Genomic DNA, 23824 nt, shown 5'->3' on the forward strand with positions numbered 1-23824 from the left:
GCGCCGTGCAGCCGGGCGACGCCGCCATCTTCGACACCCTCGGCATCAACGCAACGGCCGACGAGACCAACCGCCTCGCGCTTTCCTCGCCGGCATCACTCTTCAATCATGCCGGCGCCGGCCATCAGCTCAAGCTCAACAAGGCCGAAACCGGCGATACCGCGTCGTTCCTCTTCCAGACCGCCTTCTCCGGCCGCGCCGAGATGGGCACGGCGGGCGACGACGATTTCCACTTCAAGGTGAGCCCCGACGGCACCGCGTGGCGCGAGGCCATTCTCATCGACAAGGCCACCGGCGCGGTCTCCTTCCCCTCGGGCGTCGATATCGAGAACCCTGGTCTGCCGAGCGGCGGCGCCACCGGCCAGGTGCTCGCCAAGGCCTCCAACGACGACGGCGACGTGGCATGGACCACGCCCGCTGGCGGCGGCGACATGCTCGCGAGCGTCTACGACCCGAACAGCATCGCGGCCGACGCCTTCGACCGCGCCAATCACACTGGCGCACAGCCCATCGACACCATCACCGGTCTGCAGACGGCGCTCGATGACAAAGCCACGATCGAGCCGGGCATCAATGCCCAGTCCGGCACCACCTACACGCTGACGCTCGGCGATCGCGGCGGCCTCGTCACGATGAACCACGCAGGCGCAAACACGCTGACGATCCCCGCCCATGCCAGCGTCGCCTTCCCCATTGGCACGATCATCAGCGTCATCCAGCTCGGCGTCGGCACGACGACGATCGCCGGCGACACGGGCGTCACCCTCAACGGCACGCCCGCCGGCTCCGGCAATATCGGCGGCCGCTTTCAGGCCGCCGCGCTCCTCAAGACCGCAACCGACGCCTGGACCGTCTCCGGCGACTTCGGAGAGTCGGCCATTACGGCCACGGCCCGGACACTGCTCGCGCAGGCAACGCACACCCTCATGCGGACAGTCGGCCTCGGCCTCAGCACGGACGGCTCCAATCTTGTTGCTGCCACGGACTACGCAGCCATGCGCGCCCTGCTCGCCATCACGCAGGCAGATGTTTCGGGCCTCGGCACGGGCGCATCCCCACAGTTCACCGCCCTCAACATCGGCCACGCTTCCGACACGACACTCGGGCGCACGGCAGCGGGCATTCTCAATGTCGAGGGCCGCGACCTCGCCCTCGCCGAACCCGGCGTGAATGCGCAAACCGGCACGAGCTACACGCTCAACCTCGCCGACAAGGGCCGCATTGTCACGATGAACAATGCGAACGCGAACACGGTGACGATCCCGCCGAACAGCGCCGTCGCCTTTCCTACCGGCGCCATCATCGACGTCCTGCGCATCGGCGCCGGCGCGACCACGCTCCAGGCCGCGACAGGCGTAACGATCAACGGTCTCTCGGGCGGCGCGGCCACCATCGCCAAGCGCTGGCAGGGCGCCGCGCTGGCCAAGATCGGCACGGACACCTGGGTGATCTCCGGCGCCATTGGAGACGACGAATGAGCCTCATGCTGCACAGGGCCGGGCTGCTCCGGCCCTCGCTCTCGCCTCCCGCGCCCACCGCGCCCGATGCCTTCGAGACCAGCGACTGGTCGATTGCGCCCGGCGACGAGAAGGCCGACGTCACGATCAATGCGCTGCCGGGCAATGGCGGCGCGACCATCACGGACATCGAGTATCGCCTCGATGGCGACGCGTGGGTGTCATCCGGCGGCACATCCAATTTCACGATCACCGGTCTCACGAACGATCAGGCGTACGATGTCGAGCTCCGCGCCGTGAACAGCATCGGCGCAGGCGCGGCGAGCGACACGAAGCAGGTGACGCCGGAAAGCGCCTCCGCGCCCTTCCACCCGCTCGATCTCGCGCCTGAGCTGTTCTTCCAGATCTCCGATCTCGCCACGCTGAAGCAGGAGCGCACCGGCGCATCGGCGACAACGCCCGCAGGCGTCGGCGATCCTGTCGGCAGCATCCGTAATCTCGGAACGCTCGGCGGTTGGGCTACAGCTACAGCAGACAGCCGCCGCATGATCCTGCGGCAGACCGGCGGCGGAAAATACTACCTCGAAGCCGATGGCGCTGACGACGCTTACGCACTGTCACTTGCCAACTCAGTGGGCGCGCGCACGTCTGTGAGCGGCGTGCGGTCGTCAGGCAATTGGGTTGCGACCACCGACGCGGGCGGCCCGGCGAATGGCGATTGCCAGGTCTTCGCTGGCGACCTCTATATCGGTTGCCTCGCTGGCAGGATCTACACGCGCGCCGCGCCCAATGTTTCGAGCGGCAGCGTTGTTGTCATTCGCTCGGGCCCCGGGGCGACGCCCGAGGCGTGGATCAATGGAGGCTCGGCGCTCGGAGGCTTCAGCGACGCCGGCGACCGCGGGTGGAACGCGAGCATCGCCGCGCTTTTCGCCTACAGCCCCACTGGCGCTGCCGGTGCTGCGCACTACTTCGGCTACTTCAGCAGGTACGCCGATCTGCCGAGCGGCGATCGCAATGCGGTCGAAGCCTGGATGGCCAGCCAGATGGGGCTCTGAAGCGGCGTCGCACTCAGCGCGCGGGCACAAGCTCGCGTGCTGGGTTTGATTTGCGCGAACTCCACCAGATACCCACCCTACTTTCGGCATTCATGCGGCGCCGATCCCGCACGAGCTGATCGACAGCAGCCTCGAAGCTGATCCTCTGCCCGGAGCCGACATCCGCGTAGATGGCGTAGTCGAAATAGGCGGCCGCGAATACCTCGGCGAGCTTTGGCCGCGCCACGCGCCGCGAGATCGGCAACCGGTCGTCCGTCAATCCCCAGCCCGCATAGAACGGCGCGCCGAAGCAGGTCACCGGCACGCCTGCCATCAGCGCCTCGAAGCCGAGCTGGCTGCTCACCACATAGACATGATCGACCACCTCGATCAGCGACCACGGGTTGACCCTTTCGGCGATCACGCGCACGCCATCGATCGCGCCCGCTTGCTCTGCGAGATAGCCTCGCTTCGCGCCGCTCACGACCTCCGGGTGGACCTTCACCAGGATCTCGGCGCCCGGATGCTCTGCCTGAGCCGCAGCGAGCATCCTCCCGAACGTGCTCTCCTCCGCGGCGCCTCCCGCAACCGAAGCATCGCCGCGCGTCTGATCGACCACCAGCACGCGCTTCCTGCTGCCGCGCGGCGCGAGCCCAAGCGCCGCCACATCGAAGCGCGGCGCATCGTTGTACTTGGAGACCGCCTCGGCGCGAAGGCGCGCCATTCCCCTCTCTGCACGCAGCATGGTCTCACTGTCCGTCGCGCCGACACGTTCCGTGATCAGTCGCTCGAGATCGGATGGCGCCGCCGCGTCATAGTAGATGCCGCTATGGTCCAGGATCAGCGATCGCGGAAGCTCGCGAGGCCCCGGGCGCAAGGAACGTATCCAGCCATCCTCGATGGCCACGTAGGTCTTGCCGTAGTGCCGTGCAAGCCTGCGTGCGGAAGCCGCCGTCGCCTTGTGCCCCCAGCCGACCACCACGTCATACGCCCCGGGTCCGACGAGCCGCGGCCAGCGGACCAGCTCGTAGCCTGCGGCCCCCCGAAGCACATGCCGTAGTCGCCAGATGCCGCTCGACAGCGTCGCTGCGTTGATGTCCTGCATTCCCACCTGCCACAACCATAAGTGGTTGCAAAACAAGGTCGGAGGGGCCATTGCTGTAAACTCCAATCCGCAATCACAGGATGTAGAAAACGGGGAAGGCCATTCTGGTCGCAGCATTCCTCAGGCGCAGCATCAGGCATCAAGAGTAAGAATATTCGGCAAATTATTCAGCTTATCAGCGCCCGATCCGATTATCCGCAGTTGCCCGAGGGCAACATCTCTTTCCCGCGACAACTACTCAAGATTGTGGATGCGGGCGAAGAATGTTAGTTTGCCTTCGAGCTCCTCCATGAGCTTTCTCTATCTCAAGTAGTCATAGAGCCGCGGCGCCCATAGAGGACGATGATGCTGTTGCTGCCTGCCAGGCGGTGCCTGCGCGCCGCGCTCATCGGCCTTTTCACGCTGGTCGGCCTCGCCATGGCCGGCTGCGGCATCATACCGACAACCGGGCCGCTCTCCCGCGAGATCGGCGGCACGCCTGAGACCACCCCCACCTCCGAGTATGTCGTCATCGACATCAACCAAGCCGTCATCCGCGCCATCGGTGGCACGCGGCACGGTGGCTTCGCCAGCCTCATGCGCACGGGCTCGGCGCCGAAAGCCCGCATCGGCGCCGGCGACATCCTCGCCGTCACTGTCTACGAGGCCGGCGAGGGCGGGCTTTTCACCGGCAAGGAGCAGCGGCACGCGGCCTTCCCGGCGCTCCAGGTCGACCAGCAGGGTCACATCTCGCTTCCCTATGCCGGCCTTCTCAAGGTCGATGACCGCACGCCGCACGAAGTGCAGAAGCTCATCGTCGAGCGCCTCCAGGGCCGCGCCATCCAGCCCCAGGTCGTCGTCTCGATCACCAGCACCGAGAGCAACACGTTCGTCCTCGCCGGTGATGTCACCAACCCGGGACGCTACGCCCTCTCGACCACCGGTGATCGCCTGCTCGATGTCATCGCCAAGGCAGGTGGCGCACGCCATCCCGCGCGCGAGGTGTACGTGACCTTCGTGCGCGGCCAGGAGCGCGGCACGCAACTCCTCGAGAAGATCATCGACGACCAGAGCGAGAACATCTTCATCCTCGCCGGCGACCGCATCTACATCAACCACGACCCCAAGCGCTATACGGTCTTCGGTGCGGTTCACAAGCCGGGCGCCTACGTGTTTCCCGCCTCGCAGGTCAATGTTCTCGAAGCCATGGCGCTCGCCGGCGGGCTCCTCGACGAGCGCGCCGATGCCACGGGCATCTTCATCTTCCGCTACGAGAACGCGGCCATCATTCGCGCCATCCAGCCCGATGCCCCACAGTTCGGAAGCACCGGCACCGTACCCACCGTCTACCGCCTCAGCCTGCGTGATCCGGGCAGCTACTTCTACGCCCGCGGCTTTCTGCTCCGTGACAAGGACGTCGTCTACATCGCCAATGCCCCCGGCGTCGAGATTGCCAAGGTCCTCCGGCTGATCGATCTCGGCACGCGCTCCTTCGGCAATCTCCGTGGCAATGTCCGCGCCTTCGACTGACATCGCCGCACGCCGCGGCAGCCCGCTCGCCATCATGGCGCGTGTCGTCGCCGCGCTGCTCCTGCGCGAGACCCGCGTCCGCTTCGGCCGCGCGCAGATCGGCTATCTCTGGGCGATTATCGAGCCGCTCGGCGGCGTTCTCGTGCTCGCCTTCGCCTTCCAACTGATCGGCCGCGTACCGGACGTCGGCCAGAGCCTCCTTCTTTTTCTCGCCATCGGCATGCTCGGCTTCAGCCTGCAGCGTCGCCTCACCGTGCAACTCGGCAATGCCTTCGACGCCAACAAGGCGCTCCTGCACTTCCCGGTCGTCAAGCGCATCGACACGCTCATCGCGCGGAGTATCCTCGAGATCGCAACGAGCCTCCTATCGATGATGATCATCATCGCCGGGCTCGTCCTCATCGAGGGTGCGCCCCCGCCCGCCCGCCTCGACATCTTCGTGGCCGGCATTGCGGCGCTGGCGCTCCTCGGCTTCGGTCTCGGCACCTTGAACGCCATTCTGAATGCGCACTTCCGCTCGTGGCGTCACATCGAAGGCCTGATCAGCCGCCCGCTCTTCCTGATGTCGGGCGTCTTCTTCACGCCCGTCATGCTGCCCTCCGCCGTCAGCGACATTCTGGTGTGGAACCCGGTCCTGCACGGCATCGAATGGCTCCGCTATGGCTACTACGAAGGCTATCGTCCCGACTTCATCAGCGCCGAGTACCTGATCGGCTGGGGCCTCACCACGACGCTCGCCGGCCTCGCTGCCGAACGCTTCCTGCCGCCGGGCGAGACCTGACATGATCCGCCTGATCGAGGTCAGCAAGTCCTACAAGGTCGGCCGCGGCCGCAAGCACGTGCTCCGCGACACCACTCTCACTTTCGAGCGCCGCAACATCGCCGTCATCGGCCAGAACGGCGCCGGCAAGTCCACGCTCCTGCGCCTCATTGCCGGTGCCGAGCGCCCCGACCGCGGGCATATCCTCACCGAGGGCCGCGTCTCCTGGCCGCTCGGCTTTGCCGGCGGCTTCAACGCCAGCACGACCGGCATCGACAATACGCGCTTCATTTCCCGCATCTACGGCCAGGATACCGACCGCATTCTCGACTTCGTCCGCGACTTCTCCGAGCTCGGCGCCTTCTTCGCGATGCCGGTTGCGACTTACTCCTCGGGCATGCGCGCGCGGCTCGCCTTCGCCATCAGCATGGCCATCTCCTTCGACTGGTATCTGGTCGACGAGATCACCGAGGTCGGCGACGACCGCTTCAAGGAGAAGTGTCGCGCAGCCTTCAAGGAGAAGCTCGTGGACGCACGCATCCTCATGGTCTCGCACAGCGTCAGCACGCTGCGCAGCTACTGCGACATGGCCGCTCTCGTCCACGACGGCACCATCACGCTCTACGACGACATCGAGAAGGGTATCGCCGCCCACAAGCAGCTCATGGGGCTCGCGCGATCGCCGGGCAGCACCGCGGCATGAGCGCGTACGCGTCGGAGGGAGGCATCCGCCCATGGTGCACACGCTGAAGACCAAGCCGCCCGAAACAAGTGCGCCTGCCACGCTCGAAGCCGCACCCGCTACACTCGGCGCCGGGCAGCGCTGGCGTTGGCGTATCATCGTGGCCTCGTTCCTTCTCGCCGTGGCCCTTCCGACGCTGATCGTTGCGGCCTACTTCACCTTCTTCGCCACGAACCAATACGCCGCCGAGGCGCGCTTTTCCGTTCGCAGCGCCACCACGACCCAGGCACCGAACGATCTGCTCGGACTGATCAGCGTCGCCCCCGCAGCGACCATCACCGATGCCTATGTCCTCATCGACTTCGTGCGCAGCCGCCAGCTCCTCGACCGGCTCCACACGGAGATGAACTACAAGGCCGTCTTCTCGCGCCCCGAGGCCGACTTCTGGGCCCGCCTCGATACGGACCTGCCCATGGAGAAGATCATTCTCTACTGGCGCCGCATGGTCTCGATCGGCTTCGACACGACCTCGCAGATCGTCACGCTCCAGACGCGCGCCTTCCGGCAGGACGACGCGCTCCAGCTCGCCAATGCCATCCTCAAGCAGAGCGAGCACCTCATCAACGATCTCTCGGCCCGCGCCCGCGCCGATGCCGTCAAGATGGCCGAGCAGGAGCTCGCGCAATCGGAAGCGCGCCTGCGCCTTGCCCGCCTCGCCGTCAGAACCTTCCGCGAGGAGCGCCAGGAGATCGACCCGCGCAAGAAGGCGGAAGCGCGCCAGCAGATCATCGAGACCCTCCAGGGCGAGCTCACGAGTGCGCGTGCGCGCCTGCAGACCATGCGCCAGCAGCTCGCCGAGAACGCGCCGACCGTCGTCTACCAGCGCAGTGTCATCAAGGCCCTCGAGAAGCAGATCGACGAGGAGCGCAGCCGCGCCGCGACCTCAGCGACCGCCGCCGACGATTCCACCATCGGCGGCCTGATCGCCGACTACGAGGCGCTCACCATCGATCGCGAGTTCGCCGAGAAGGCCTACGTCTCGGCCATGGGCTCGCTCGAACGCGTGCGCTTCGATGCCGCCCGCCAACAGCGCTACCTCGCGACCATCGTCGCGCCGTCCTTGCCGCAGCACCCCCTCTATCCCAAGAGCCTGCTCAACACGCTGATCGTGCTCGTCGGGCTCTTCTGCATCTGGGGTCTTGCCGTGCTGATCGGCCTCGCCGTGCGCGATCACGTAGCCTGAGCCTCCGCCATAAGTCGGACCCAGCCACCGCGGCAGCAGTCCCGAATATTTGATCCTGCACGGATCGTCAGCGGACCACGAAGGTGGCGCAATGATGCTTTAATGGGGCGTTGTCAGGCACCATAAGCTGACATGGAGGAACTAATGTCCAAAGAAGCCCTTTCGCTTTCGCGTCGCAGTCTGCTCGCGGGCGCCGGTCTTACCGCGGCCGCTGCCTATACAGGCGCATTTCGCCCTCCCCTCGCGCATGCCAAAGCGCCGTTCGCGACCACGCAGGCACCTTACTTCTATCGTTTCCCGCACGGGAAAATGCAGATGACCATGGTGTCGGACGGCCCGCTCCCGCTCGGCGATCCTTCCGGCGCCTTCCTCGGCACGAGCAAGGAAGACGTCACCAAGATGCTGACGGACAACTTCCTCTCGCCGACGAACGCGGTGCTCGAGCAGAACATCCTCGTCGTGAACACCGGCGACAAACTCTACATCGTCGACACCGGCATGGGCTCTTCGACCATGTTCGGCCCGACGACCGGCAAGCTCATGGCGACGCTGAAGGCCGCCGGCATCGATCCGGCCGACGTCGACGGCATCCTCGCGACGCACGCGCATTGCGATCACGTCTGGGGGATCATGAATGACAACGGCAAGCCGAACTTCCCCAATGCGCAGATCTACATCTCGCAGGCGGACTTCGACTTCTGGACCGACGAAGCCAAGCTCGCGCTGAAGGATCCGGCTTACATGAAGCCGTTCGTCGAGGGCGCGCGCAAGAACCTGCTCCCCGTTCGCGACCGGATCGTGTTCGTCAAGGACGGACAGGAGTTCGTGCCGGGCATTCAGGCCATCTCGGCGCCGGGCCACACGGTCGGGCATACGATCTTCATGATCACCTCCGAGGGCAAGTCGCTGGCCGCCATCGGCGATCTCACGCACCATCACGTGCTTCTCGTCGAGAAGCCGCGCCTCGAGTTCGCCTATGACACCGATCCGAAGCAATCGGCGGGCTCGCGCGTGCGCATTCTCGACATGCTCGCCGCCAACAAGATCCCGCTCGTCGCCTATCATTTCCCGTGGCCGGGCCATGGGCACGTCGTCAAGAGCGGCGACGGCTTCCGCTACATCGCGGCGCCGATGAACATGGCGCTGTAGGGACTGTTCAATCAAAATCGAAGCGTGATTCCCCTCCCCCTTGTGGGGAGGGGTTAGGGGTGGGGGGAATCCCGACAACAATTGTTCTGCAATCCCCCCCTCCTAACCTCCCCCACAAGGGGGGAGGGATGAGTTCGGGCGCGATACAAAAGCAAAGGGGCCGGCGCTTAAAGCGCCGGCCCCTCTCATTTCACGCCTCGCGGATCGGGCAGCTACTTCTGCGTCGCGGTCCAGTTGCCGTTCCGGCCACCGCTGACGGTGCCCGACATGGTCTTGCCCTCGATCTTGCCCGTGTACTTGGCATCGCCGACGTTGAAGCTGACCTCGGTGCCGCGCACGCGCCCATCCGTGATCTCAGTCGGGCCGAGCTTGCCGCTCAGCATCTGATACTTCTGCTCGAGCTGCAGCTCGGCCTCGCCGAGCTGCCACGAGCCGGCAGCCTTCGCGGGCACGATCCACAGCAATGCCTTGCAGTAGTTCGTGCAGTCGTCGGTGACCGTCGCCGTCTCGTCGGCCTGCCAGTCGCCCATCTGGAACGTATTCGAAACGATGCGCGTGCCGGGTTTCAGCTCGAGGAGCTTCGGTGCGAGCTTCTCGTTGATCCAAGGCAGCAGGAACATCGTGATGATCTGGGCCTTCGAGAAATCGCTCTCGAAGAGATCGGCCTTCTCGAAGGTCGCCCTATCGGCGACGCCCGCGGCCTTGGCGGCCTTCTGCGCCACCTCGACCATCTGCGGGTTGTATTCGATGCCGCGGGCCGTCAAGCCCTTCTGCGCCGCCGTGATCACGGTGCGCCCGTCACCCGAGCCGAGATCGATCAGATAGTCCTGCGGCGTCGCCTTGGCGATCTCGAGCATCTTGTTGACGAGGCTCTGCGGGGTCGGCACCCACACCACGTCCTTGCCGGCCTGACCGACCTGAGGCTCGAACGCTCCGCTCTTGTTGCTCTGCTCCTGTGCGACCGACGACAGTGCCGTCGCAACCAGCAGAACGCTGGCGAATATTGCCAGGCCTGCGCGGGCTTTCCCCGACCAACCGGCGGCCGCCGCCAGTGCCCGGGCAGGCCTTGAAGATGCGCGCGTCGGAACTCTGTCCATGCTGGATTTCCTCGTTCTGGATCGTGGTTGTCAGGATCGATCGGCGAGGACGGACCTCGCCGCCGGGTATTCGTTTCGAGTGAAGCCGCGCCGCCGCGATGCGACGGAACTGTCGGCGAGTAGACTATCGGTGTCCTGAGACAGGCAAAGGGATCGGCAGGTAAATTCTCGGTGAGACCTCACATTGCGCATCTGACAAGGTGCTCGATAGCCAGGAATTGCGGCCGAATCCGGCAGCCGTCGGAAGACATGGTTATCGATATGCTCGATACCACGTGTGCCAATTTCGCTGCCGGGACGTCCGGCGTCAATGCGCCAGCAGATCCTCTACCGCACGACGCAGCACGGCTTCGTCCTCCGGGCATTGCACGGGATTGCCGGCTCGATGCCCCCAGATGGACTCGATCGGTCGTAGCTCCGCGTTGGGCATGAGGCGCGTCTCGGCTTCGCCATCGGCGAGCGGAAAGTAGAGATCCGTCGTCGAGGGCATGATGATCGCGCGCGCCTTGATGGCCTCGAGCGCCGCCTCGAGGTTCCCGCCGTAGATCGGGTTGTCGGAGATATCAGACTGATACCAGGTCTCGATCATCGAGAGCAGGTCCTCGGCGGCGCGGCGCAGATAGTTCCCCTCCCAGGCGCGCACGAGATAGTCCTCGAGCGAGGTGTACCCGATCGTCGCCCAGAGCTTTTCCCGATAGAAGGCCTGGCTCATGGCCCAGCTCGCATAGACGCGCGAGAAGGCCCTCAGTGCCCTGATCGGGCGCTCGATGAAGCGCCCGTCGCGCCAGGCACCATCGGCGGTCAGCGTCGCGCGGATTCCTTCGAGAAACACCTTGTTATGGGGGCTTGTGCGGGCCGAGGTGCATACGGCGCACAGACGCTCCACCCGATCGGGGAAGATCGCGCCCCAGTGCAGCGCCTGCTGACCGCCCATGGACCAGCCATAGACGAGCGCCAGCTTCGTCACGCCGAAGCGCTCGCGCAACAATCGCTCCTGGGCGTGCACGTTGTCCCAATGCGTGAAGACTGGATTGCGGCCGACGCCGAACGGCTCGGCGAGATTGCTCGGCGAGGAGGAGAGCCCGTTGCCGAGCTGGTTCGGAATGATAATGAAGTACCGATTGGGATCGAGCACCCGCCCCGGGCCGATCAGCCAGTCGATGTCCGTGTGATGTGCCGCGTACGACGTCGGATAGAGAATGACATTCGACTTGTCCGGCGCGAGCTGGCCATACGTCTTGTAGGCGAGATGGGCCTTCGGCAGCGTCAGCCCGCGCTGAAGCGACAGAGGCCCAAGTTCGAATGTCTCATAATCCGCCACGCTGATCCCCCTTCGCCAAACATCATCCCGGGCGCCAGCCTACACCGGTCCGATCCTGACGGGTGCCGGAAATGAATTCGGAATGCGCCCGAGTGACTGCACCGCCGCCTGCATGGCCGTGATGTAGCCATATGGCCCGAGCCCACAGATGACCGCCTTGACCGAGCCCGAGACCTTCGAATGGCGATGCAGCTCGTCGCGTGCATGGATGTTCGAGATGTGCAGCTCGATCACCGGGCCTTCGAAGATCTTGATGGCATCGATGATGGGTATGGACGTGAAGGACAGCCCCGCCGGATTGATGATGATGGCATCCGCACGCTCGCGCGCCGCCTGAATGAGATCGACGATGACACCTTCGTGATTGGACTGATGGAACTCGAGTTGCACGTCCAGCAGCTCAGCGAACTCGCGGCAACTACGCTCGATAGCATCGAGCCGCGTCGACCCGTAGATGTGCGGCTCGCGAATACCCAGCAGATTGAGGTTCGGTCCATTGAGGATCATCAGGCGCGTCGGCATTGGGTCCCTCCCTTCATTTACCTTTGTTCTCAGAATGAGACGGCTGCCCGCGTTCATGCAACAGGCTTGGCAACCCCGAAATCCGTGTTCAGTCGATCGGATCACGGCCCGGCCGAGGCGACATTGCCGCGGATCGGACCGCAGCAGTTGCCGCGCGGGATGTCAGCGGGTACAGAGGGGCCCAGGTTTATCGAGACTATCAGAGCGAGAATGCACGCGTTCCCATGGCCCTGGAGATCGAGCGAAAATTCCGCGTGAAAGGTGATGGCTGGAGGCCCCTCGTCGCCCGCACGCGCCGCCTGCGCCAGGCGTACCTCACCAAGAACGGCCGCCTGTCCATTCGCGTGCGCATCGACGGCGACGAGGCCGGTACGCTCACCATCAAGGCCGCGCGCTCGGGCATGGAGCGCCACGAGTACGAGTATGCGATCCCCGTTGCCGATGCCGAGGAGCTCATGCTTCAGCGCGAAGGCTCGATCATCAGCAAGGTCCGCCACATCGTCCCGATGGGCAGCCTCAACTGGGAGATCGACGTCTTCGATGGCGAGAATGCCGGCCTCGTCATCGCCGAGATCGAGCTGGACAAGTCCGATCGCGTCTTCGAGCACCCCGACTGGCTCGGCGAGGAAGTCACCGGCGACCGCCGCTTCTACAATGCCGATCTCGCCAAGCGTCCGTATGTGAGCTGGGCGCGAGAACGCTAAGTCTCTCGCTAAGTCTCTGCGCGCCGTTCACGCACCCGCCGCCCCGCGACGAATGCCGCCGCTGGCCGCTGACACTGCCGCACGGCCTCGACGACCAACGCGCCGAGCGCGACGAAGTCTTCCTTCCGCGGACACGTAGTGCGCCACGCAAGGCCGAGCGTGCGCGACGGCTCGGGATCGGCAAAGCGGCCGATGCTCACCCGCCCGCCCATAGCCTCCACGCCGATGCTGATCTCGGGCAGGAACGTGAGCCCCATGTCGTTCGCGACCATCTGCACGATCGTCGAGAGGCTCGAGGCGCCGAACGTATCCACTCCCTCCGCCTGACGCAGATGGCAGAAGGCGAGCGCCTGGTCCCGCAGGCAGTGGCCTTCCTCGAGCAGCAGCAGGCGATCGTGCGCGAAAAGCTCGGGCGTCGCCCGAACGCGACCGCCGAGCTTGCGTCCCGGCGGCATGGCGAGCAGGAAGCGGTCCTCGATGAGCCGCAAGGTCTCGATCTCGGGATGCTCGACGGGAAGCGCCAGCAGCAGGAGGTCGAGCGTGCCGTCGATGAGCTCGGCCATGAGCTGCTGTGTGTGCGTCTCACGCAGGCGCAGCACGAGTTGCGGATAGCCCGCGTTGACCAGCGGCAGCAGCGCCGGCAGCACATAAGGCGCAACGGTCGGGATCACGCCGAGACGGATGGGTGCCGAAAGCGGTTCCAGCGACTGCCGGGCGAAATCGCCGATATCGCGCACCTCATTCAGAACCCGCTGCGCGCGGCGCGCGATCTCGCGGCCTGCGGGCGTGAGCTGGGCGCCCTGGCGCCGCCGCTCCACGAGCTGCACGCCGAGCTCCTGCTCCAGCTCCTGGATCTGCATGGACAGCGCCGGCTGCGAGACCGCGCACTGCGCCGCCGCCTTGCCGAAGTGGCCGTGGCGCGCGATCGCGTCGAGATAGCGAAGCTGCTTCAGGGAGATCATATCGATCAGAATTTCTTATCGTCACCCGAAGTTAATGCGATTGGACCATGAGGGCAAGGCCCCCTAGAGTTTGGAGTGCTTCTAGTTTCTGGGAGGAAGGCGCAATGGCCTGGGAGCCAGGGCCGACAAGGCCTGCCGGCGCAACGGCTCCGCGCTGCCGGATCTCGATTTCCGGCCGTCACGCGAGGGGCGACGCGCGCCTTGAAGCAGATCAAGGCAAGGGCGCTGCAGAAGGACGCATAGACTCAAGGATGCAGAAGATCATCCGCCCCTAGTGTGAATGATCGAGAAATTCGCCACCCTCTCGCGACGGGACACTGGCAGCGAGGTCAAGCGAACTTCGGAAGCGGGGCACTAGGGGCGTACAGCGGACCCGCCAAGCTGGGGAAAGTGCCGGGCGCGACGTCCCGCTGTCACAAGACTTCCACTCGGAACCTCGAAGAAAATTACGGATCACGAACGGAGAGAAACATGGACGGAAGTAGCGAAGACAAATGCCCATTCTCGGGCTCGGCGCCGATTGCCGGCGGCGGCACGGCGAACCGCCATTGGTGGCCGAACCAGCTTCGCCTCGACCTGCTGAGCCAGCACTCGTCGAAGTCCGATCCGCTGGGCCGGACGTTCAACTACCGCGACGAGTTCAAGAAGCTCGACTACACCGCGCTGAAGAACGATCTGCGCAAGCTGATGACCGACTCGCAGTCCTGGTGGCCGGCCGACTTCGGCCATTACGGCCCGCAGTTCATCCGCATGGCGTGGCACAGCGCCGGCACCTACCGCATCGGCGACGGCCGCGGCGGCGGCGGTCGCGGGCAGCAGCGCTTTGCACCGCTCAATAGCTGGCCGGACAACGTCAATATCGACAAGTCCCGCCGTCTGCTGTGGCCGATCAAGCAGAAGTACGGGCAGGCCATCTCCTGGGCCGACCTGCTGATCCTCACCGGCAACGTCGCGCTGGAGACCATGGGCTTCCGCACGTTCGGCTTTGCCGGCGGTCGCGAGGACACCTGGGAGCCGGACGAGGACGTCTATTGGGGCCGCGAGACCACCTGGCTCGCGCTGAGCAAGAACCCGAACAGCCGCTATTCCGGCGAGCGCGATCTGGAGAACCCGCTTGCGGCCGTCCAGATGGGCCTCATCTACGTCAATCCGGAAGGCCCTGACGGCAATCCCGACCCCATCGCAGCGGCGAAGGACATCCGCGAGACCTTCAAGCGCATGGCCATGAACGACGAGGAGACCGTTGCGCTCATCGCCGGCGGCCACACCTTCGGCAAGACCCATGGCGCCTCTGCGGAATCCCACAAGGGAGCGGATCCCGAAGCCGCCGATCTCGAAGCGCAGGGCTTCGGCTGGGCCAGCAACTTCGGCACCGGCCACGGCGCGGACGCTATCGGCAGCGGCCTCGAGGTCACCTGGACGCAGACGCCCGCACAGTGGAGCAACTTCTTCTTCGAGAACCTGTTCAAGTTCGAATGGGAGCTGGAGAAGTCCCCGGCCGGCGCCAACCAGTGGATCGCCAAGGACGCAGGCGAGATCATCCCCGAGGCGCACGATCCCTCCAAGAAGCGCAAGCCGAGGATGCTGACGACCGACCTCTCGCTGCGCTTCGATCCCGAGTACGGGAAGATCTCGCGTCGCTTCCTCGAAGATCCGCAGGCCTTCGCCGAGGCGTTCGCCCGCGCCTGGTTCAAGCTCACCCATCGGGATCTCGGACCGCGCTCGCGCTACATCGGCCCGGAAGTGCCGAAGGAAGAGCTGATCTGGCAGGATGTGGTGCCGGCCGTCGATCATCCGCTGATCAACGATGCGGACGCTGCCGCGCTCAAGGCGAAGGTGCTCGCATCCGGCCTGAGCGTGTCGGAGCTCGTGGGCACGGCCTGGGCCTCGGCGTCGACCTTCCGCGGCGGCGACAAGCGCGGCGGCGCAAACGGCGCGCGCATCCGCCTCAGCCCGCAGAAGGACTGGGAAGTCAACCAGCCCGAGCAGCTCTCCAAGGTTCTGAAGGCGCTCGAGCGCATCCAGTTCGAGTTCAATCAGGACCAGAGCGGCGGCAAGAAGGTCTCGCTCGCCGATCTGATCGTGCTCGCGGGTAACGCCGGCATCGAGCAGGCGGCGAAGGCGGCCGGACACGACGTGACCGTGCCGTTCGCACCGGGCCGCGCGGATGCCTCGCAGGCACAGACCGACGTCGAGTCCTTCTCCTATCTCGAGCCGGTTGCGGACGGTTTCCGCAACTACGAGAAGGCCCGCTATGTCGTGCCGGCCGAGCATCTGCTGATCGACAAGGCGCAGCTTCTCACGCTGACCGCGCCCGAGCTGACCGTGCTGATCGGTGGCCTGCGCGCGATCAACATCAACGCAGGCGGCTCCAAGCACGGTGTGCTGACCGACAAGCCCGGCGCGCTGACCAACGACTTCTTCGTGAACCTGCTGGACATGTGCACGGAGTGGAAGGCGGTCTCCGACGCCAAGGACGTGTTCGAAGGTCGCGACCGCAAGACCGGTGAGGTCAAGTGGACGGGCTCGCGCGTCGATCTCGTGTTCGGCTCGAACTCGGTGCTGCGCGCGCTCGCCGAGGTCTATGCCAGCTCGGATGCCAAGGAGAAGTTCGTCAAGGACTTCGTGGCGGCATGGGCGAAGGTCATGAACCTCGACCGCTTCGACCTCGCGGCCTGATCAAAGTATCCCTTCTCCCCGTCCTTGTCGCGCTGGAAGCGCGCCTCTGGCGCGACGAGAAGGTTAGGATGAGGGGCGGGGACTTGTGCCGACGTTGGCGTATGCCGCCGCCCCTCACCCTCTCCCCATTGAAGACAATGGGGAGAGGAGGAAGAACGGCGTCACACGCGAGCGCTGTCCGCTCGCCAGCGAGGGGACGCAATTAATTGGCACCGGCGCACAACAGTCATGAGCGCGCGACTGCGCGCCGGCCGGTAGGCCGTACCAGGAAACCACAGCGCCTCTTCCCGGCAGCCCGCGATCCCAAGCGATCGCTGTCGCTCTTGCCGCCGCGGGCATAGCACCGCGCGGGAAAGCGATAGCGCCTCTTCCCGGCAGGCCGCGGCAAACAAAATAATGAAAGATGCAGAGCCGCGAAGGCCGTCGCGGCGGACGAACCCGCGTGGTCCCTACAATGATGTAGGTGGGCGCCGTGTGTCCGGAACCAGGATCCCGGCCAGGGACAGCTCCCAAGCGGATCTTATAGGCCCCCGGGTCGTATAGCCCTAACGCACCCCGCAGCCCTGCACCCCAAGAAGTAAGCCAGTTCGGCCCCATTTCCAAGGGGCGCCGCCCCTCAGGTCTTGCGGGCGGCCAACGTGACCCCAGCCAAAATCAGCGCGAAACCGATCACGTGAAAGGCTGCAAGGCGCTCGCCGAGGAAGAACCCCGCCAGGACCGCGCTGTAGAGCGCAACCAGGTGCAACAGCGCACCCGCCCGGTTCGGGCCGATCAGCTCCACGCCGCGGTTCCACGACATGTAGGCAACCAGGCTCGGAAAAATCGAGACATAAACGATCGTGAGAAGCGTCGTGAGCGTCGGCGCAAAGCGTATGCCCTGCTGATACTCGTGCATGGCAAAGGGCAGCGTACCCAAGGCAGCGATCAGCGCGAAGACGAACATGAAGCTCGTCCAGTGAATGCTCGGACGAAAACGCAGGCAGGCCGAATAGACAGCCCACACGCCCATGTTGAACAGAATGATGAGATCGCCGTAGTTGAACGACATCGTGGCCAGCATCGCCGGCTCGCCACGCGTCACAATGAACAGCACGCCGGCGAGCGAGACCGCGATGCCCGCATACTGGATCGGCCGCATGGTCTCGCCGAACATGATCGCCACCGCCGCGACGATGAACACCGGTCCGAGCGAATTGAGCACGGAGACATTCACCGCGCTCGTGTACTGCAGCCCGACATACTGGAGCGCACTGAAGAGCGCGCCGCCCGTGAGGCCGAGCACCAGTATGGCCTTCCAGTGCGTCTTGATGACCGGCCAGTCGCGGCCGAGGTGATTGCGCGCGAGAAGTCCCGCGATGATGCAGGGAAGTACCCAGCGCAATGCCGAGATGCCGACCGGCGGTACTTGCCCCGCGATCGCGCGGCCGAGCACATGATTGCCCGACCAGCAGAGGCCGGCCAGCGCCAGCAAAGCATAGGCCTGCACGGACGATGACCTGACATCCGAGGTCGACATGCGATCCAGCTTTCCAATTCCCAGGGGATGCGGGGCGGCCCCGCGCGAGTGTGATGATCGAGAAATTCGCCGCCACTCGCGGCACGGTATCGAGCGAATTTCTCGATCTGAATCACACTAGCAAGATTGTGATCCTAGTGTCCCTTTTGATTCCGATAGTTCGCTCCCGACACTTGCATTGAGGTATGACGAACTTCGGAATCGGGACACTAGAGGCCTCAGCCCGTGAGCCGCTCGATGTGGGCGCCGCAGCGCGAGAGCTTCTCCTCGAGCCGCTCGAAGCCGCGGTCGAGATGATACACGCGGTTGATCATGGTCTCGCCGTCGGCCATGAGCCCGGCAATGACGAGCGACACGGAAGCCCGCAGGTCCGTCGCCATGACAGGCGCGCCGCGCAGCGTGCCGACACCGCGGATGGTGGCGGAATCACCGTGCAGACGGATGTCCGCACCGAGCCGCGCGAGCTCCTGCACGTGCATGAATCGGTTCTCGAAAATCGTCTCGCGGATCACGCTCGTGCCCTTGGCCCGCGTCATCAGCGCCATGAGCTGCGCCTGAAGATCCGTCGGGAAGCCCGGGAAGGGCTGCGTCTCGATGCTGACAGGCTCGATGGCATTGCCATTGCGCGCAATGCGCACGCCCTCTGCCGTCTCCTCGACCGTCGCGCCGGTCTGCTGCAGCGTGTCGAGTGCCGTCTCGAGCAGCTCCTTGCGCGCGCCCTCGAGCACCACGTCGCCGCCGGTCGCCGCAATGGCAAAGGCGTAGGTGCCCGTCTCGATACGATCGGGCAGCACGTGATGCGTCGCGCCCTCGAGCCTGTCGCGCCCCTCGATCCTGAGCGTCGACGTGCCGATCCCGTCGATCTTGGCGCCCATCTTCATGAGGCACTGAGCGACGTCGGCGACCTCGGGCTCGCGCGCCGCATTCTCGATCACGGTCTCGCCGCGCGCGAGGCTCGCCGCCATCAGCACATTGTGCGTCGCGCCGACCGACACCTTCGGCATCACGACGCGCGCGCCTCTGAGCCCGCCCTTCGGCGCCTTGGCCACAACGTATCCCGCATCGATGTCGATCTCGGCGCCGAGCGCCTTCAAGCCGAGCAGGTGCAGGTCGACCGGCCTCGTGCCGATGGCGCAGCCGCCGGGAAGCGACACGCGCGCCTCGCCCGCGCGCGCCAGCAGCGGGCCGAGCACCCAGAAGCTCGCGCGCATGCGCGAGACCATCTCGTAAGGCGCCGTCGTATCGACAATGTCGCGCGCCGTGAAATGAAAGGTCTCGCCGAGGAGATGGGGATCGGCATTGGCGCGCTTGCCGTCGACGGAGTGGTCGACGCCGTGGTTGCGCAGGATGCGCGCCAGCAGATTGACGTCCGCGAGGTTCGGGACATTCTTCAGCGTCAGCCGGTCACTCGTGAGCAGGCTCGCGATCATCAGCGGCAGGGCAGCATTCTTGGCGCCCGAGATGGGGATCGTCCCCTTGAGCCGCTGTCCTCCAGTGATCCTGATCCGGTCCATAGGTCCCCTTCCCTGCTCCCCGCCGCGTCCGCGCTTCACCGCGGAGCTGCCTTACGGCGGCATAATGGCGGCCCGGCGGCGCCGGAGCTGCGGCCTCTTCCGCCAGGTCCTGCAATCAAAGTACGGACCACCGCGGGCGGTCACTGCGACGCGACTCTCGCCACATTTATCCGTGTTTGACAGAGCCGCAGGCCGCCGACAAGGGCAAGGCAGCCGCCCGGCGGAGGCCGCTCGTCAGGGTTGCATCCACTGCCGCGCCTTGGCCTGCACGCCACGACGCCAGGTTTCGCCCCGCGCAGCTCCCGTGCCTGCCATCACCGGACTTCCCCCTGGCACGGGGTAAGGCCCCCTTCACGAAGGGTCTTTGGTCGGAGAGCCAGGCCATGCTCGGTGGCAGTGCTGGCCCGAGTTGGCCATGGCTTGCAGAATCGACGAAATCCTTTAGAGGTTGCGCCCGGCGGCCGGTCCTGGCGCCGAGGAGAGGTGGCCGAGTGGTTTAAGGCGCACGCCTGGAACGCGTGTGTACGTGAAAGCGTACCGAGGGTTCGAATCCCTCTCTCTCCGCCAGGCTTTTGACCGGGTGATAGGGCCGCATCGACGAGCACCTGCTAGCGCTCCCCCCGCGGTAGGCTTCCATGCCATTGGAAGCTGTGGACAATCAACGGGAGCAAACAGCTGACCATCGCCGCCACGAGATCGAATCTGTCGGAGGCCATACACTGCCCCAATTATTGAAGGGGCATTCATGGCATTCTACCTCCGCAAGTCCATTACAGTCGGACCGTTCCGCTTCAACCTCTCGAAATCGGGCATAGGGCTGTCCGTTGGCGTGCGTGGGTTGCGCGTCGGCACAGGACCCCGCGGGCACTACATCCATGCGGGAGCAAGCGGCTTCTACTATCGCGCAGCAATCGGGCGTGCAGGCGATAGGACGCCACCCGCATCGGTCCGTCCACACCAGGCCGCGGTCTCGTTTGTTGACAACGTCGCAATGGAGGAGATCGAAAGCGGCGACGTCCTCGCGATGACCGATGTGCGTTTCCAGGATGTGATTGACGAGATCAACCGGAAGTGCCGACAGGTCCGGCTATCGTCCATACTTGGATGGTCAGTCGGAGGCATAGCCGCATGGATAGCGCTGGGCGTCGCTAATGCTGTGCCGCTCCTGGCCATTCTACCAGCCTATGCGATTGGAAAGTGGCTGGATGGCCATAGACGAACGACAGTGCTCTTCTACAATCTAGAGCCGCCCGTGCTTGCCGCCTACAGAGAGTTGATAGCTGCATTCGAGCAGATGTCGAGATCTGCGAAGTCGTGGCACATCTCAGCGGCAGGCCGCGTCGCGGACCTCCACACATGGAAGCGACATGCTGGCGCGGACAAGCTCATCAAGAGCACCGTGATTTCACCGAAGTTGACGCTGCCTACGGAGATCAAATGCAACCTCGACCCTCCGCACTTGAATGTGGGCAAACAGGGCCTCTACTTCTTTCCCGACTTCGTGTTGGTCATCGAGAGCGGCAGCGCGGGGGCGATCCCATATGCCGAGCTTGGGCTAGATGCTCGTGGCGTGCTGCATATCGAGAACGGCGCTGTGCCAATGGATGCGCAAGTCGTGGATCACACATGGCAGCATCCCAATAAGAAGGGCGGCCCTGATCGACGGTTTGCATTCAACAAGCGGCTCCCGATCTGTCGCTATGAAGAGCTGCATTTGACCAGCCACAGCGGACTGAATGAGCTTGTCACGTTTTCAAGAGCGGGCGGCGCTAGTGCATTTGCCGTCGCTGCTCGATCGCTCTCGAAGTTTGGAGCACAAGAGGAGTCAGCAGCTCCGCTGATGCCAGGGGATGCACGGCCGTCGCCTGCTAGAAGCTCCAGCGGTTGGAGTAGAAGGGCAGCCATCATCGCGATTGGCCTTGGCATTGCTTGCGTGATCGCACTAGGGGCCCGCGGTCCGTCCCCTTCACGGTCTCCAGCGGTGGCGAAGGTGGAGCGCCCCACGGTGGTGCCCCCTCCTGCTGCCACGGCACCCACTCCGGCAAAGAATGCACAGTCTCGCGGCCCCAATACCCGAACCGGGCTCGATGAGTGGCGCGTGAGTGTCAGCCCAAACCTCACAATCGTAGCGCCTCAACCGCATCCATCGCCAAGCAAAGGGGCGAGCACTAAGCCCTCCGCCTCCGTTGATGTCTGCAAGAGCCATTGCTCAACGCAACTGAAGTTGGCGGTAAAGCTTGAGCAGCCCTTCAACCGAACTGCTTGCTATGCCGAATGTGTCGCAACCCAACCCAGGCGCACTAAGACCCCTCAATAGGCCTGCCACTGCCCATCTCGCCACCCCAGAATACCACCCCAATCGGAGCCGGAAACGCAGTAGAATCAACGGCATCAGTACCTTAACTGCTATCTCCTGACAGTCCCTCTCTCTCCGCCAGCCTCTGGGCTCGACTAATTCCCTTTTGCCTCAATGCCTTACAAATACGTCACCACCGGACGCTGCCCCGATTGATCTGGCGGCGCGCGCTGCGGCTTCCCCGGGACCGCAGGCCGGGACGCCGCCACAAAGAGGCACGCGGGCAAGGCAGCGCCTGGAAGCCCTCGGCACCGACAGCCTCGCCGAAGCACAGCGGCGCCGTGAGGTCAGCCCTCAACGGACGCCGCTAGCAGCTCCACGAGATCGCAATGGTTGGCTAGCGCCCGGGGCCCATGACCTTATCGGGCAACCAGGTCACGATCTCCGGGAATACCGACATCAGCACCATGAACAGGAGCATGATGATCACGAACGGCATCGATCCGCGCAGGATGACGCCGATCGGAATATCCGGCGCGACACCGCGCAGCACGAACAGATTGAGCCCGACCGGCGGCGTGATGAGACCGATCTCCAGGTTGACCGTCATGATGATGGCGAACCAGATCAGGTCGAAATTGTTCGCCTCCAGCACCGGCGTCAGGACCGGCATGCACATCAGGATGATGGCGACGGGCGGCAGGAAGCAACCTGCGACCAGGAGGAAGACGTTGATCGCCGCCATCAGAACCCAACGGTTCATATGCAGGGAGACGAGCGCCTCTGCCGCGGTCTGCGTGATGTAGAGCCGCGAGAGCATGTACGAGTAGAGCGCGGCCGCCGCGATGATCATGAGGATCATCGTCGATTCCCGAACCGTGTCGCTGTAGATGCGCCACAGGTCGCGGGCGCGCCACGTGTTGTAAATCACGATGACGAGCCCGAGCCCGAGCACCGCGGCGATCGCCGCCACTTCGGACGGTGTCGCAAAGCCCCCATACATGAAGAAGCCGACGGCGATCAGAATGAGCAGGAAAGGACCGGCCTTGGCGAGGCCGGCGATCTTCTCGCCGGTCGTAAAATGAACGTCGGGGAGCGGAACGGCCGACGTCGAGGCACGCTCGCGGTTCTCCAGGATCGACGCCAGCCAGGCATAGGCTGCGAAGAGCAATACGAGCAGGATGCCCGGTATGACACCGGCGAGGAAGAGTCGGCCGATCGACGTCTCGGTCGCAAGACCATAGAGGATGAGCGTCACCGATGGCGGGATGAGGATCCCGAGTGTGCCGCCTGCGCAGACCGAGCCGGTCGCCAATTCGCGCGACACGCCGCGGCGCAGCATCTCGGGCACGCCGACCTTGCCGATGGCGGCCGCCGTTGCTGGAGACGAGCCGCAGATTGCGGAGAACACGCCGCAGGCGAAGATGTTCGCGATCACCAGGCCGCCAGGGACGCGATACAAGAGCCTGTAGAAGCTCTCGTAGATGTCGCGCCCGGCCGCCGTGGCGCCGATGCTCGCGCCGAGCAGCACGAAGAGCGGGATCGTCAGGAGCGCGAAAGATGCAAGCTCGTCGAGCATGATCAGCGCGACGGCATCGAGGCTTCCGAAACCCTCGAAGATCAAGAGGAAGGCGATCGCAACGACGGTCAGGCCCCAGGCGATCGGAACGCCAGAGAAGAGGACGAGAAGGGTGGTAACGAGGAGCACCCCGCCGATCTGTGTCTCTGTCATTGATGGCCAACCGACGCGTTCGTGTTTGTGGTCCTAAAGAGTTCGGCGACGTACTGCAGCGCCGTCAGCAGCATGCCGACCGGCATTGTCGCGTAGAGCGGCCACTTGAGCGGATTCCAGATCGAGCCGGTGCGTTCCATCTTCACGAAGGTCTCATGAGTGAGCAGCCATCCCTTCCATGCGAGGTAGAGACAGACGGCAAGGCCAAGCCACACGACGAACAGGTGAAACCGACGTGCCCATGCGCTCGGCAGATACGTCGTCAGGAGATCGACGCCGACATGTCCCTTGGTCATGAGGCAGTATGGCGAGCCGAGAAAGCACGCCGCGACCATCATGTAGATGGCCGCTTCGAGTTCCCAGTACGCCGAGTTGCCGAGGGAGCGCCAAATCACGAGCCAAGTTATGAGCAGCGCCGCGGTCGTTAGCAGCGCGCCCGCCAAGACGGCACAAGTGACCGCGAGCCGGTCGGCGGCTCTCACAAATCCCTGCATGGATTGATGCTTCCCCGAGAAGATCTAGGCATCGGGCCGCGACGTGCG

Annotated in this window: 18 protein-coding genes, 1 tRNA gene, 1 other RNA gene and 1 pseudogene; 11 read left to right on the top strand and 10 right to left on the bottom strand. The window is 64.7% G+C overall.

All coding sequences use genetic code 11. The features are described 5' to 3' along the window. Positions 1 to 38: 38 nt before the first annotated feature. Together CS1BSM3_RS28500 and CS1BSM3_RS02170 are read left to right on the top strand one after the other, a co-directional pair. Positions 39 to 305: pseudogene (locus CS1BSM3_RS28500) on the top strand (DUF2793 domain-containing protein); the annotation flags it as partial. A 1169-nt stretch (positions 306 to 1474) separates the two neighbouring features. Continuing rightward, on the top strand, positions 1475 to 2512 hold the full coding sequence (locus tag CS1BSM3_RS02170) for a fibronectin type III domain-containing protein (protein WP_072385337.1): 1038 nt from the start codon (positions 1475 to 1477) through the stop codon (positions 2510 to 2512). Positions 2513 to 2525: 13 nt separating this feature from the next. Here CS1BSM3_RS02170 and CS1BSM3_RS02175 read toward each other — a convergent pair whose 3' ends face one another. Beyond that, positions 2526 to 3596 carry a capsular polysaccharide export protein, LipB/KpsS family gene (locus tag CS1BSM3_RS02175; RefSeq protein WP_072385338.1) on the bottom strand — a complete coding sequence of 357 codons (1071 nt, stop codon included), beginning with the start codon at positions 3594 to 3596 and terminating at the stop codon, positions 2526 to 2528. A 351-nt stretch (positions 3597 to 3947) separates the two neighbouring features. Here CS1BSM3_RS02175 and CS1BSM3_RS02180 point away from each other — a divergent pair, with 351 nt between their 5' ends. The 5 genes from CS1BSM3_RS02180 to CS1BSM3_RS02200 all read left to right on the top strand — a co-directional run bounded on the left by CS1BSM3_RS02180 (position 3948) and on the right by CS1BSM3_RS02200 (position 8939). After that, positions 3948 to 5105 (top strand): polysaccharide biosynthesis/export family protein, encoded by a 1158-nt coding sequence (locus CS1BSM3_RS02180; RefSeq protein WP_174263603.1) that lies wholly within the window; start codon positions 3948 to 3950, stop codon positions 5103 to 5105. Beyond that, positions 5086 to 5886: an ABC transporter permease gene (locus CS1BSM3_RS02185; RefSeq protein WP_083528166.1), complete on the top strand. Its 801-nt coding sequence runs from the start codon at positions 5086 to 5088 to the stop codon at positions 5884 to 5886. The genes CS1BSM3_RS02180 and CS1BSM3_RS02185 overlap by 20 nt, the downstream gene beginning before the upstream one ends. Before the next feature lies 1 nt (position 5887). Further along, a complete protein-coding gene (locus tag CS1BSM3_RS02190) occupies positions 5888 to 6568 on the top strand; it encodes an ABC transporter ATP-binding protein (protein WP_072385340.1) in 681 nt (226 codons plus the stop codon). A 31-nt stretch (positions 6569 to 6599) separates the two neighbouring features. Next, positions 6600 to 7790 (top strand): KpsE/RkpR family capsule polysaccharide export protein, encoded by a 1191-nt coding sequence (locus CS1BSM3_RS02195; RefSeq protein WP_072385341.1) that lies wholly within the window; start codon positions 6600 to 6602, stop codon positions 7788 to 7790. Between the two features lie 144 nt (positions 7791 to 7934). Continuing rightward, positions 7935 to 8939, top strand: a complete 1005-nt coding sequence (locus CS1BSM3_RS02200) for an MBL fold metallo-hydrolase (protein WP_072385342.1) — start codon at positions 7935 to 7937, stop codon at positions 8937 to 8939. A 212-nt stretch (positions 8940 to 9151) separates the two neighbouring features. On the opposite strand, the gene CS1BSM3_RS02205 is transcribed toward CS1BSM3_RS02200, so the two are convergent. The 3 genes from CS1BSM3_RS02205 to CS1BSM3_RS02215 all read right to left on the bottom strand — a co-directional run bounded on the left by CS1BSM3_RS02205 (position 9152) and on the right by CS1BSM3_RS02215 (position 11879). Continuing rightward, the gene (locus CS1BSM3_RS02205) at positions 9152 to 10036 is read right to left on the bottom strand and encodes an SAM-dependent methyltransferase (protein ID WP_083528168.1); all 885 of its coding nucleotides are present in this window, start codon (positions 10034 to 10036) and stop codon (positions 9152 to 9154) included. Positions 10037 to 10343: 307 nt separating this feature from the next. After that, positions 10344 to 11357: an alpha/beta fold hydrolase gene (locus CS1BSM3_RS02210; RefSeq protein WP_072385343.1), complete on the bottom strand. Its 1014-nt coding sequence runs from the start codon at positions 11355 to 11357 to the stop codon at positions 10344 to 10346. A 39-nt stretch (positions 11358 to 11396) separates the two neighbouring features. Next, entirely contained in the window at positions 11397 to 11879 is a 483-nt protein-coding gene (locus tag CS1BSM3_RS02215) for a type II 3-dehydroquinate dehydratase (RefSeq protein ID WP_072385344.1), read from the bottom strand. Between the two features lie 224 nt (positions 11880 to 12103). Here CS1BSM3_RS02215 and CS1BSM3_RS02220 point away from each other — a divergent pair, with 224 nt between their 5' ends. Next, entirely contained in the window at positions 12104 to 12583 is a 480-nt protein-coding gene (locus CS1BSM3_RS02220; RefSeq protein WP_072385345.1) for a CYTH domain-containing protein, read from the top strand. An 8-nt stretch (positions 12584 to 12591) separates the two neighbouring features. On the opposite strand, the gene CS1BSM3_RS02225 is transcribed toward CS1BSM3_RS02220, so the two are convergent. Next, positions 12592 to 13545 (bottom strand): hydrogen peroxide-inducible genes activator, encoded by a 954-nt coding sequence (locus CS1BSM3_RS02225; protein ID WP_072385346.1) that lies wholly within the window; start codon positions 13543 to 13545, stop codon positions 12592 to 12594. Between the two features lie 471 nt (positions 13546 to 14016). Here CS1BSM3_RS02225 and katG point away from each other — a divergent pair, with 471 nt between their 5' ends. After that, positions 14017 to 16224 carry a catalase/peroxidase HPI gene (katG, locus tag CS1BSM3_RS02230; RefSeq protein ID WP_072385347.1) on the top strand — a complete coding sequence of 736 codons (2208 nt, stop codon included), beginning with the start codon at positions 14017 to 14019 and terminating at the stop codon, positions 16222 to 16224. Between the two features lie 404 nt (positions 16225 to 16628). Here katG and ssrS read toward each other — a convergent pair. The 3 genes from ssrS to murA form a co-directional block, all read right to left on the bottom strand. After that, positions 16629 to 16791, bottom strand: a non-coding RNA gene (gene ssrS / locus CS1BSM3_RS02235) — 6S RNA. A gap of 49 nt (positions 16792 to 16840) precedes the next feature. Beyond that, positions 16841 to 17740: a DMT family transporter gene (locus tag CS1BSM3_RS02240; RefSeq protein ID WP_072385348.1), complete on the bottom strand. Its 900-nt coding sequence runs from the start codon at positions 17738 to 17740 to the stop codon at positions 16841 to 16843. Between the two features lie 218 nt (positions 17741 to 17958). Then, positions 17959 to 19254, bottom strand: coding sequence for a UDP-N-acetylglucosamine 1-carboxyvinyltransferase (murA, locus tag CS1BSM3_RS02245; RefSeq protein ID WP_072385349.1), 1296 nt, complete (start codon positions 19252 to 19254; stop codon positions 17959 to 17961). 477 nt (positions 19255 to 19731) lie between these two features. Between murA and CS1BSM3_RS02250 the strand changes: the two genes are divergently transcribed. Together CS1BSM3_RS02250 and CS1BSM3_RS02255 are read left to right on the top strand one after the other, a co-directional pair. Continuing rightward, positions 19732 to 19821, top strand: a tRNA-Ser gene (locus CS1BSM3_RS02250). A 178-nt stretch (positions 19822 to 19999) separates the two neighbouring features. Then, complete coding sequence (locus CS1BSM3_RS02255; RefSeq protein ID WP_072385350.1) at positions 20000 to 21571, top strand: DUF4236 domain-containing protein; 1572 nt, start codon at positions 20000 to 20002, stop codon at positions 21569 to 21571. Positions 21572 to 21947: 376 nt separating this feature from the next. Here CS1BSM3_RS02255 and CS1BSM3_RS02260 read toward each other — a convergent pair whose 3' ends face one another. Continuing rightward, positions 21948 to 23282, bottom strand: a complete 1335-nt coding sequence (locus CS1BSM3_RS02260; RefSeq protein WP_072385351.1) for a TRAP transporter large permease — start codon at positions 23280 to 23282, stop codon at positions 21948 to 21950. Continuing rightward, the gene (locus CS1BSM3_RS02265) at positions 23279 to 23776 is read right to left on the bottom strand and encodes a TRAP transporter small permease (protein WP_072385352.1); all 498 of its coding nucleotides are present in this window, start codon (positions 23774 to 23776) and stop codon (positions 23279 to 23281) included. The genes CS1BSM3_RS02260 and CS1BSM3_RS02265 overlap by 4 nt, the downstream gene beginning before the upstream one ends. Positions 23777 to 23824 lie beyond the last annotated feature (48 nt).

This window comes from Hyphomicrobium sp. CS1BSMeth3 (assembly GCF_900117415.1).
GTDB lineage: Bacteria > Pseudomonadota > Alphaproteobacteria > Rhizobiales > Hyphomicrobiaceae.

What these genes read in the sequence shown, in the direction of transcription:
- CS1BSM3_RS02170 (WP_072385337.1), top strand. Translation starts at nt 1,475, where the DNA reads ATGAGCCTCATGCTGCACAGGGCCGGGCTGCTCCGGCCCTCGCTCTCG.
- CS1BSM3_RS02175 (WP_072385338.1), bottom strand. Translation starts at nt 3,596, where the DNA reads ATGCAGGACATCAACGCAGCGACGCTGTCGAGCGGCATCTGGCGACTA.
- CS1BSM3_RS02185 (WP_083528166.1), top strand. Translation starts at nt 5,086, where the DNA reads ATGTCCGCGCCTTCGACTGACATCGCCGCACGCCGCGGCAGCCCGCTC.
- CS1BSM3_RS02190 (WP_072385340.1), top strand. Translation starts at nt 5,888, where the DNA reads ATGATCCGCCTGATCGAGGTCAGCAAGTCCTACAAGGTCGGCCGCGGC.
- CS1BSM3_RS02195 (WP_072385341.1), top strand. Translation starts at nt 6,600, where the DNA reads ATGGTGCACACGCTGAAGACCAAGCCGCCCGAAACAAGTGCGCCTGCC.
- CS1BSM3_RS02200 (WP_072385342.1), top strand. Translation starts at nt 7,935, where the DNA reads ATGTCCAAAGAAGCCCTTTCGCTTTCGCGTCGCAGTCTGCTCGCGGGC.
- CS1BSM3_RS02205 (WP_083528168.1), bottom strand. Translation starts at nt 10,036, where the DNA reads ATGGACAGAGTTCCGACGCGCGCATCTTCAAGGCCTGCCCGGGCACTG.
- CS1BSM3_RS02215 (WP_072385344.1), bottom strand. Translation starts at nt 11,879, where the DNA reads ATGCCGACGCGCCTGATGATCCTCAATGGACCGAACCTCAATCTGCTG.
- CS1BSM3_RS02220 (WP_072385345.1), top strand. Translation starts at nt 12,104, where the DNA reads ATGGCCCTGGAGATCGAGCGAAAATTCCGCGTGAAAGGTGATGGCTGG.
- CS1BSM3_RS02225 (WP_072385346.1), bottom strand. Translation starts at nt 13,545, where the DNA reads ATGATCTCCCTGAAGCAGCTTCGCTATCTCGACGCGATCGCGCGCCAC.
- katG (WP_072385347.1), top strand. Translation starts at nt 14,017, where the DNA reads ATGGACGGAAGTAGCGAAGACAAATGCCCATTCTCGGGCTCGGCGCCG.
- CS1BSM3_RS02240 (WP_072385348.1), bottom strand. Translation starts at nt 17,740, where the DNA reads ATGTCGACCTCGGATGTCAGGTCATCGTCCGTGCAGGCCTATGCTTTG.
- murA (WP_072385349.1), bottom strand. Translation starts at nt 19,254, where the DNA reads ATGGACCGGATCAGGATCACTGGAGGACAGCGGCTCAAGGGGACGATC.
- CS1BSM3_RS02255 (WP_072385350.1), top strand. Translation starts at nt 20,000, where the DNA reads ATGGCATTCTACCTCCGCAAGTCCATTACAGTCGGACCGTTCCGCTTC.
- CS1BSM3_RS02260 (WP_072385351.1), bottom strand. Translation starts at nt 23,282, where the DNA reads ATGACAGAGACACAGATCGGCGGGGTGCTCCTCGTTACCACCCTTCTC.
- CS1BSM3_RS02265 (WP_072385352.1), bottom strand. Translation starts at nt 23,776, where the DNA reads ATGCAGGGATTTGTGAGAGCCGCCGACCGGCTCGCGGTCACTTGTGCC.